Origin of the sequence: Mesorhizobium sp. M7A.F.Ca.CA.001.10.2.1, assembly GCF_003998575.1 — a bacterium.
Taxonomy (GTDB): Bacteria; Pseudomonadota; Alphaproteobacteria; order Rhizobiales; family Rhizobiaceae; genus Mesorhizobium.
On record NZ_RZQY01000183.1, the window covers coordinates 1 to 9,567 of the forward strand.

Sequence of the window (9,567 nt, forward strand, 5' to 3'; positions counted from 1 at the left end):
GGCCTCGGCGGCGCCATAACCTGGAAGGTGACCGAGCCGATGACCGCCAGCCTGTTTGGCGAATATTCGCGCCTGATGGGACCGGCGGCCGATTCCAGCCTGGTCAAGGAGCGCGGCGACCGCAACCAGTTCATGATTGGCGTGTCGACCACCTACCGCTTCGATTTCACGATGTAGGTGAATCGAACGAGACGCTTTATTCCTGCCGTGGCTTCGGCTAAAAGCCCAGCCATGACCAGCTTTTCGCGCCTTTTCGCGATCGCGATACGAATTACAGGCCCGGTGTTCCGGGTGGCCTGAGCGCCGCCGGAGCCGCCGGGAGTTTCTGCGCGCCCCCTCGCGCTTTTTCCATAACATGATAGTTCACGCCCGAGCTTGTACGCCCGCCGGGCAATGCAAATGGCAGACCAATGACCGATACAACTGAAACGATCGACTATTCCAAAACGCTTTACCTGCCGCAGACGGATTTCCCGATGCGTGCCGGCTTGCCGGAGAAGGAGCCGCTGCTGGTCAAGCGCTGGCAGGACATGGATCTCTACCGCAAGCTGCGCGAGAGCGCTGCCGGCCGCACGAAATACGTGCTGCATGACGGGCCGCCCTACGCCAACGGCAACATCCATATCGGCCACGCGCTGAACAAGATCCTCAAGGATGTCATCACCCGCTCGTTCCAGATGCGCGGCTACGACTCGAACTATGTGCCCGGCTGGGACTGCCACGGCCTGCCGATCGAGTGGAAGATCGAGGAGCAGTACCGCGCCAAGGGCAAGAACAAGGACGAGGTGCCGGTCAACGAATTCCGCAAGGAATGCCGTGAGTTCGCCGCGGGTTGGATCGCTGTGCAGGGGGCCGAGTTCCAGCGCCTCGGCGTCATCGGCGATTTCAAGAACCCCTATACGACGATGGCTTTCCATGCCGAGGCGCGCATCGCCGGCGAGCTCTTGAAATTCGCCATGTCGGGCCAGCTCTATCGCGGCTCCAAGCCGGTGATGTGGAGCGTGGTCGAGCGCACGGCGCTGGCCGAGGCCGAGATCGAGTACCACGACTATGAGAGCGACACGATCTGGGCGAAGTTTCCGGTCGCCAGCTTGGCCCGCCCTGTCGATGGCGAGACCAAGCTGACGGAGGGCGCACTCGATCTGCTGCAGGCACATGTCGTCATCTGGACGACGACGCCATGGACGATCCCCGGCAACCGTGCCGTCAACTATTCGCCGCGCATCAACTATGGCCTCTATGAGGTCACGGCAGCCGAGAACGCATTCGGCCCGCAGTCGGGTGAAAAACTGATCTTTGCCGATGCGCTGGCCGAAGACTCCTCGGTCAAGGCCAAGGTCACCTTGAATCGTCTCCGCAGCGTTTCGGCGCAAGAGCTTGGAAGCCTTACGCTTTCGCATCCGCTCAAGGGTTTTTGCGGCGGCTACGACTTTGCCGTTCCGATGCTCGCCGGCGACCACGTCACCGACGATGCCGGCACCGGCTTCGTCCACACCGCGCCCGGCCACGGCCGCGAGGACTTTGACGCCTGGATGGATGCGGCGGTGGATCTGCGCGCACGCGGCATCGATCCCGCCATCCCGTTCACCGTCGACGACGGCGGTTTCTTCACCAAGGACGCGCCGGGTTTCGGCCCCGACCGGGAGGGTGGACCGGCGCGTGTCATCGACGACAACGGCAAGAAGGGCAACGCCAACCAGGCCGTCATCGACGAGCTGATCAAGCGCAACGCGCTGTTCGCGCGCGGCCGGCTGAAGCACAGCTACCCTCACTCCTGGCGGTCCAAGAAACCGATCATCTTTCGCAACACGCCGCAGTGGTTCGTCTACATGGACAAGGACCTCGGCGACGGCTCGACACTGCGCAGCCGGGCGCTCAAGGCCATTGACGACACCCGCTTCGTGCCCGCCGCCGGCCAGAACCGCATCCGCGCCATGATCGAGGAGCGGCCGGACTGGGTGCTGTCGCGCCAACGCGCCTGGGGCGTGCCGATCGCTGTCTTCGCCGATGCCGACGGCAATGTGCTGAAGGACGAAGCGGTCAACCAGCGCATCATGGACGCCTTCGAGCAGGAGGGCGCCGACGCCTGGTTCGCTGCTGATGCCAAGGAGCGTTTCCTTGGCAATCACGACGCTTCGAAGTGGAAGCAGGTGATGGACATCCTCGACGTCTGGTTCGATTCGGGCTCGACGCACGCCTTCACGCTGGAAGATCGTCCTGACCTGAAATGGCCGGCCGACGTCTATCTCGAAGGCTCCGACCAGCATCGCGGCTGGTTCCATTCGTCGCTGCTGGAAAGCTGCGGCACCAGGGGCAGGGCGCCTTACGACACCGTCGTCACCCATGGTTTCACCATGGACGAGGATGGCCGCAAGATGTCGAAGTCGCTGGGCAACACCGTGGTGCCGCAGGACGTCATCAAGCAGTCGGGCGCCGATATACTGCGTCTGTGGGTGGTGACGACCGACTACTGGGAGGACCAGCGGCTCGGCAAGAACGTGCTGCAGACCAACATCGACGCCTACCGCAAGCTGCGCAACACCATCCGCTGGATGCTGGGTACGCTTGCCCATGACGATGGCGAAGAGGTGCCGCTGGAGAAAATGCCGGAGCTGGAGCGGCTGATGCTGCACCGGCTGGCCGAGCTCGATGAGGTCGTGCGCTCGGGCTACGACGCCTTCGAATTCAAGCGCATCACCCGCATGCTGCTCGATTTCATGGTGGTCGAGCTGTCGGCGTTCTATTTCGACATCCGCAAGGACGCGCTCTACTGCGACGCGCCGTCGAGCCTGAAGCGCAAGGCTTCGGTGCAGGTGGTGCGCCATCTCTTCGATTGCCTGGTGAAATGGCTGGCGCCGATGCTGCCTTTCACCATGGAGGAGGCCTGGCTTGACCGTCATCCCGACGCCGTCTCGGTGCATCTCGACCAGTTCCCGCAAATCCCGGCGGACTGGAAGAACGAGGCGCTGGCGGAAAAGTGGCGCCAGGTGCGGCAGGTGCGGCGCGTCGTTACCGGCGCGCTGGAGATCGCGCGCGCCCAGAAGGTGATCGGATCGTCGCTGGAAGCGGTGCCGGTCGTCACAATCAACGACGCAGCGCTCGAAGCGGCGATTTCAGATGTCGACATGGCCGAGATGGCGATCACCAGCGATCTGGTCATCGCTCATGGCGAGGCACCGGCTGGTGCCTTCGCGATCGACGACGTCAAGGGTGTCGCCGTGGTGGTCGAGAAGGCCGAGGATCGTGGCCTGTTAAAATGTGCACGCTCCTGGCGCTACACCGCCGATGTTGGCCAGGATCCGGAATTCCCGGATGTTTCGGCCAGGGATGCGGCGGTGCTGCATGAATTGAAAGCGCTTGGCCGACTTTAACGGTTAGTCGGCTGGATCGGTGCACAAATGCCACGCCGGGCGGGCGAAAACCGCCCGCGCGTTGCCCTTAACGAGTGGTTGAGGTAAACACGCGAAACTCCGGAAGACAAATTGTCGCCGGATTTCCGTCGCAAGTGCTTGGACGATGGGGACCGGCCACAAGCTGGTGGCAATCGAGAGGCTGTCTAGAGTGGGACTTTTTGGCATGACCGAGAGATATAATGCGCGCTTGGCGCTGCTGGCGCCGCTTGTCGCGTCGGGCCTCGCTTTGTCGGGCTGCATGGGCTCTCCGACCTACGGCACCGACAAGACCGCCGGCGAACAACTGGCCGGCGATATTTCGGGCGCTTTTTCATTCGCGCCGAAGCGCAAGGAACAGATCGACTACAAGCCGCGTCCGACGCTCGTGAAGCCGGCGCCAGGCCAGAAGGAAGCGCTGCCGGCCCCGCAGGACAGCATCGAGACGGCGAGCGCCGAATGGCCCGAATCGCCCGAGCAGCGCCGCGCCCGCTTGCGCGCCGACGCCACCGCCCATCAGAACGACCCGGCCTATCAGTCGGAGATCATCGACGACGTGCAGACGGACCCGGCCTCGGTCAAGAGGGCGATGGCGGAGTCAGGGTCGAGCCACCCGCCGGCATGGACACCGGCCGATTCCGACAAGGGCCGTGCCGCCGAGATCCAGCGCCGCCTTGCCGACAGCAAGCAGGGCGATCCGAACACCCGCAAATATCTGAGCGAGCCTCCAGTGCAGTATCGTGTCGCGGCCGGCACGGCGCCGCAAGATCAGCTTGGCGAGGACGAGTACAAGAAGGAACGCCGCCTCAAGAAAGAGGCGGAAGGCAAGAAGGGCAGCGGCTGGTTCGACTGGATGCCGTCTCTGTAAGAACACCACGTTGTGTCGCCGGGCGTTGCGCCCGGTTCAGCCGCGCCGTTCCCGGAAAAATTCCTTGAGCAATAGACCCGCTTCGGTCTCGCCCATGCCCGGATAGATGTCGGGCGCGTGGTGGCAGGTCGGCGAGGCGAAAAAACGTACGCCATTGACCACGGCACCACCCTTGTCGTCGGCGGCGCCGAAATAAAGCCGGCGCAGCCGGGCAAAGGAAATGGCGCCGGCGCACATGGCGCAAGGTTCCAGCGTCACATAGAGATCATGGCCGGTCAGCCGCTCGGCCGACAGTTTGCGGCAAGCTTCGCGGATGACCAGCATCTCGGCATGCGCGGTCGGGTCGGCAAGTTCGCGTGTGCGGTTGCCGGCGCTGGCGACAACACCAGCGCCATTGGCGATGACGGCGCCGACCGGCACTTCGCCTCGCAAGGCGGCAGCCTCGGCCTCCTTCAGTGCCAGCGCCATGAAATCGGGCCGCTTCACGCGATTTCCACTCCGATTATCTCCTCGCCACCTGACGGAGCAAGTTCGTTTCGAATGAACCGCACTTGCTCCAGGCTTTTGATTTTCGTTTGTCTTTTTGGAAAAACCGGTCTCCACTTTTCCCTGACAAACTCCAGTGATCCTGTTATTGAGCGCAGGACCTCGAAAATCGGGACTCGGTTTTCGAAAATGATCATGCGCCACATCAAAAGTGCTACAGCGTTCGTTGCGCGCCCGAAAGGATGCGCCACGCTGTAGCAGCGCAAACGGATAAAGGCCACATGGACGACAACGACAAGAAATTCCGACCCAGGAACGGTCCGGCCAAGAGTGGGCCGAAAGCCGCGGGACCGCGCAGCCGTGATGGCGCCGCGGGCAAGGGCGGCAAGCCGTCCTTTGGCGCCAAGAAACCTTACGCACCGCGTGGCGATCGGCCGATGGCTGCCGATGGCGAGCGGCCGAAGCGCGATTTCAAGGGCGGGGACAAGCCTTTCAGCAAAGGCCCGCGTCCCGAAGGCAAGCCTTTTGAGAAGCGCGAAGGGCCGCGCAAGCCCTACGCACCGCGCGGCGACCGCCCGATGGCCGCCGAGGGTGAGCGCAAACCGTATGAGAAGCGCGAAGGACCACGCAAGCCCTACGCACCGCGCGGCGATCGCCCGGTGGCCGCCGAAGGCGAGCGCAAGCCTTTTGAAAAGCGCGAGGGGCCGCGCAAGCCTTATGCACCGCGCGGCGATCGCCCGGTGGCCGCCGAAGGCGAGCGCAAGCCCTATGAAAAGCGCGAGGGGCCGCGCAAGCCTTATGCACCGCGCGGCGACCGGCTGATGGCCGCCGAAGGCGAGCGCAAGCCCTATGAAAAGCGCGAGGGGCCGCGCAAGCCTTATGCGCCCCGTGGCGATCGCCCGGTGGCCGCCGAAGGCGAGCGCAAGCCCTATGAAAAGCGCGAGGGGCCGCGCAAGCCCTATGCACCGCGGGGCGACCGGCCGGCTGCGGCGGCAGCGGGCGGCGAAAAGCGTTTCGACCGTCCTAAGCGTGATTTCAGTGACCGCGCGCCGCGCGACGCCAGCGATCGGCCGAAGCGTGACTTCGTCGACCGCCCCAAGCGCGATTTCGGCGATCGCCCGAAGCGGGATTTCAACGATCGGCCGCAAGGCGCGTCAGGCGGCAGCTTCAAGCCGCGCCCGCGTCCCGCCGAGGGCGCGGAAGAGGCAGGCGAGCGCATCGCCAAGCGGCTGGCCCGCGCCGGCCTGGCCTCGCGCCGCGATGCCGAGGAGCTGATCGCCGCCGGCCGCGTCAAGGTCAATGGCCGCGCCCTGACTTCGCCGGCCTTCAACGTCATGCCTGATGACATCATCCATCTCGACGGCATGGAAATCCCGCCGATCGAGCGCACCCGGCTGTTCCTGTTCCACAAGCCGGCCGGCGTCGTCACCACCAACCGCGATCCCGAGGGCCGCAAGACCGTCTTCGACGTGCTGCCGGCTGAATTGCCGCGGCTGATGACCATCGGCCGGCTCGACATCAACACCGAAGGCCTGCTGCTGCTCACCAATGATGGCGGCCTCTCGCGCGTGCTCGAACTGCCGGCCACCGGCTGGCTGCGCCGCTATCGCGTGCGCGTCCACGGCAAGGTCGAGGAAAGCGCGCTTGCCGGCCTGCGTGAAGGCATTGCCGTCGACGGCGTGTTCTACGGTGCCATCGAAGCGACGCTCGACCGTGAGCAAGGCACCAATGCCTGGCTGACGATCGGCCTGCGCGAGGGCAAGAACCGCGAAGTCAGAAACATTCTTGGCTCGCTCGGCCTCGACGTGACGCGGCTGATCCGCATCTCCTACGGGCCGTTCCAGCTCGATGACCTCGCCGAGGGCCATGTGCTCGAGATCAAGGGCAGGGTTCTGCGTGACCAACTCGGCGAGCGCCTGGTCGAGGAATCCGGCGCCAATTTCGACGCCGATGTCACCAAGCCGTTTTCCAACAAGCCGGTGCGGCGCACCGAAGTTCGCGAGCCGGAGCCGGAGCGGCCGAAATTCACCCGCGACGGTGAGCGCCGCCCGATCGGCGAGGGCGGTTTGATCAAGAACCGCAAGCGCCGCGAAGGCAGCCGCGACGAGGCGCTGGGCAAACTGTCGACAAGTCCCGACAGAAGCGCGGAGAAGAGTTTTGGCGAACGCGGCCCGCGCCCCGAACGCAGCTTTGGCGACAAGCCGCGCGGCAATTTTGGCGACAAACCGCGCGGTGGCTTCGGCGACAAGCCGCGTGGTGCTTTTGGCGGCAAGCCGGGCGGTGGCAAAAAGTCCGAGCGCGAGCAGCGGCCGATCGAGCCGCCCGGCCAGCGCAAGGCCAATGTCTGGATGGCACCGGGCGCGCGGCCGATCGGCAAGGGCAGGGCCGACGCCGATGCCGCCAAGGCGGCTGAAGCCAAGGCGCGCAAGGCATCGTTCAAGCCGTCTTATGGCAAACCCGCCGGTGCAAGACCGTTCGGCAAGCCGAGAGGCGAACGTCCGGGCGGGGCTGGCGGCGGTGAGCGTCCGCGCAATGGTCCCCGAGGCCCCAAAGCGAGATGAGAATCGTCGGTGGTGAGTTTCGCGGGCGTCCGCTGGCGACGCCGCGCTCGAGCGCCATTCGTCCGACGACCGATCGCACCCGCGAGGCGGTCTTCAACGTGCTGGCGCATCGCTTTGCCGCGCAATTGGACGGCGCGCGCGTGCTCGACCTGTTCGCCGGCACCGGTGCGCTGGGGCTCGAGGCGCTGTCGCGCGGTGCCTCCTACGGCGTCTTCATCGAGGAATCGGCCGAAGGCCGTGGCCTGATCCGCGACAATGTCGAAGCCTTCGGCCTGACCGGCCGCACCAAGATCTTCCGCCGCGATGCCACCGGCCTTGGCGAAGCGGGCACGCTGGCGCCGTTCGGCCTCGTCTTTGCCGACCCGCCCTATGGCAAGGGCCTTGGCGAGCGCGCCTTGCAGTCGGCGAAAGCCGGCGGCTGGCTTCGCCCTGGCGCGCTGTGCGTGGTCGAAGAGGCGGCAGTGGCGCCCTTCGAGCCGGGCCCCGGCTTTTCCGTGCTGGACGAGCGCAACTATGGCGAGACCGTCATCCGCTTTATCGAGGCGGCCTGATACGCCTTCGCGATTGGCGGTTCCTCTCCCCCGCTTCACGGGGGCGAGGAACCGAGCTCCGCCTCTAAAATGACCAACAATTAACTTTGCTTGTCGCCAGTACCTTGCCTATCGTCTGCAGACAGAACCGGAGCCGTTGATGACATCCACGATTGAATGGCTGCGCGGAACGCTGTTGGCGTCCTCTTTGGCTTTTGTCATGACCAGCCCGGTGCTGGCCGAGAGCCCCGTCTTGCCCAACACGGTTCCGGCCGAGTTCAAGGTCACGGATTTCCTGCTCGACAACGGCATGGAGGTGGTCGTCATTCCCGACCACCGTGCGCCGATCGTCACCCATATGGTCTGGTACAAGATCGGCAGCGCCGACGAGCCGCCCGGCAAATCCGGCATTGCGCATTTCTTCGAACATCTGATGTTCAAGGCGACGACCAACCATGCGGCGGGCGAGTTCGACCGCGCCATCTCCGATATCGGCGGCTCCAACAACGCCTTCACCTCTTACGACTACACCGCCTTCCACGAGACGGTGGCGCCGTCGGCGCTCGAGCTGATGATGAGCTTCGAGGCCGATCGCATGCGCAACCTCATCCTCACCGACGATGTCATCAAGACCGAGCGCGATGTCATCCTCGAGGAGCGCCGCTCGCGCATCGACAACAGCCCCGAGGCCGTGCTGGACGAGGAGGTCGATGCGACGCTGTGGCAGAACCAGCCCTATCGCATCCCGGTCATCGGCTGGATGCAGGAGATGCAGCAGCTGAACCGCGCCGACGCTGTCGCCTTCTATGACAAATATTACCGGCCCAACAACGCGGTGCTGATCGTTGCCGGCGATGTCGACCCGGACACGGTGCGGGCGCTGGCCGAAAAGACCTATGGCAAGGTGGCGCGCGGCCCCGATCTGCCGCCGCGCATCCGTCCGGTCGAGCCGGAGCAGAACACCAAGCGCACGGTGACGCTCGCCGATGCCCGCGTCAGCGTGCCGAGCTTTTCCACCCAATGGGTGGTGCCGTCCTATCACACAGGCAAGCCGGGCGAGGCGGAAGCGCTCGACCTCTTGGCGGAGATCCTCGGCGGCGGCAATCGCAGCCGGCTCTACCAGGCGCTCGTCGTCCAGCAAGGTATCGCATCCAGCGCCGGCGCCTTTTTCCAGGGCACCATGCTCGACGACACCAACTTCACCGTCTATGGCGCGCCGCGCGGCGATGCTAAAATCTCCGACGTCGAAGCGGCGGTCGATGCCGAAGTGGTGCGCATCGTCAAGGATGGCGTCACGCCATCGGAGCTGGAAAAGGCCAAGGACCGCTATGTCAGGTCGATGACCTTTGCCCGCGACAAGCAGGATTCCATGGCCAACATCTACGGCTCGACGCTGGCCACCGGCGGCAATGTGCAGGACGTCCAGCAGTGGACGGACCGCATCCGCAAGGTCACGACAGACGAGGTCAAGGCCGTCGCCGCGCACTATCTCGTGCTCGCCCGGTCGACCACCGGCTATCTCTTGCCGCAGCAACAGGCGGGGAATTGATTTGATGAAGAGATCGAGCGTTGGCGCTGCCCCCCACCTGCCTGCCGGCATCCTCTCCCCGTACAGTGACGGGGAGAGGGGCGCCGTCATCGCCGGTTTCGCCAATCACCATGGTTGCAAGACGGACGCCGAGGTTGCGGCCAGCCTCCTTCTCCCCGTCACTATACGGGGAGAAGTGCCCGGC

At 64.8% G+C, this 9,567-nt stretch carries 7 protein-coding genes; 6 read left to right on the forward strand and 1 reads right to left on the reverse strand.

The genetic code is table 11. The features are described from left to right. From EN964_RS14110 to EN964_RS14120, 3 genes are all read left to right on the forward strand, one after another. Positions 1-177 (forward strand): MipA/OmpV family protein (locus tag EN964_RS14110; protein ID WP_164775818.1); only part of this gene is annotated, 177 nt, incomplete at its 5' end. A 233-nt stretch (positions 178-410) separates the two neighbouring features. After that, on the forward strand, positions 411-3,371 hold the full coding sequence (gene ileS, locus EN964_RS14115; RefSeq protein WP_127271507.1) for an isoleucine--tRNA ligase: 2,961 nt from the start codon (positions 411-413) through the stop codon (positions 3,369-3,371). Between the two features lie 205 nt (positions 3,372-3,576). Beyond that, positions 3,577-4,257 (forward strand): hypothetical protein, encoded by a 681-nt coding sequence (locus EN964_RS14120; RefSeq protein WP_127271160.1) that lies wholly within the window; start codon positions 3,577-3,579, stop codon positions 4,255-4,257. A gap of 36 nt (positions 4,258-4,293) precedes the next feature. On the opposite strand, the gene EN964_RS14125 is transcribed toward EN964_RS14120, so the two are convergent. Continuing rightward, positions 4,294-4,743 (reverse strand): nucleoside deaminase, encoded by a 450-nt coding sequence (locus EN964_RS14125; protein ID WP_127271509.1) that lies wholly within the window; start codon positions 4,741-4,743, stop codon positions 4,294-4,296. 281 nt (positions 4,744-5,024) lie between these two features. On the opposite strand from EN964_RS14125, the gene EN964_RS14130 reads away from it, so the two are divergent. The 3 genes from EN964_RS14130 to EN964_RS14140 all read left to right on the forward strand — a co-directional run bounded on the left by EN964_RS14130 (position 5,025) and on the right by EN964_RS14140 (position 9,383). After that, positions 5,025-7,304 (forward strand): pseudouridine synthase, encoded by a 2,280-nt coding sequence (locus tag EN964_RS14130; RefSeq protein ID WP_236383411.1) that lies wholly within the window; start codon positions 5,025-5,027, stop codon positions 7,302-7,304. Continuing rightward, positions 7,301-7,855, forward strand: a complete 555-nt coding sequence (gene rsmD / locus EN964_RS14135) for a 16S rRNA (guanine(966)-N(2))-methyltransferase RsmD (RefSeq protein ID WP_127266868.1) — start codon at positions 7,301-7,303, stop codon at positions 7,853-7,855. The genes EN964_RS14130 and rsmD overlap by 4 nt, the downstream gene beginning before the upstream one ends. Positions 7,856-7,994: 139 nt before the next feature. Next, positions 7,995-9,383, forward strand: coding sequence for a pitrilysin family protein (locus tag EN964_RS14140; RefSeq protein WP_127266867.1), 1,389 nt, complete (start codon positions 7,995-7,997; stop codon positions 9,381-9,383). Positions 9,384-9,567: the final 184 nt, after the last annotated feature.

What these genes read in the sequence shown, in the direction of transcription:
- rsmD (WP_127266868.1), top strand. Translation starts at nt 7,301, where the DNA reads ATGAGAATCGTCGGTGGTGAGTTTCGCGGGCGTCCGCTGGCGACGCCG.
- EN964_RS14130 (WP_236383411.1), top strand. Translation starts at nt 5,025, where the DNA reads ATGGACGACAACGACAAGAAATTCCGACCCAGGAACGGTCCGGCCAAG.
- ileS (WP_127271507.1), top strand. Translation starts at nt 411, where the DNA reads ATGACCGATACAACTGAAACGATCGACTATTCCAAAACGCTTTACCTG.
- EN964_RS14140 (WP_127266867.1), top strand. Translation starts at nt 7,995, where the DNA reads ATGACATCCACGATTGAATGGCTGCGCGGAACGCTGTTGGCGTCCTCT.
- EN964_RS14120 (WP_127271160.1), top strand. Translation starts at nt 3,577, where the DNA reads ATGACCGAGAGATATAATGCGCGCTTGGCGCTGCTGGCGCCGCTTGTC.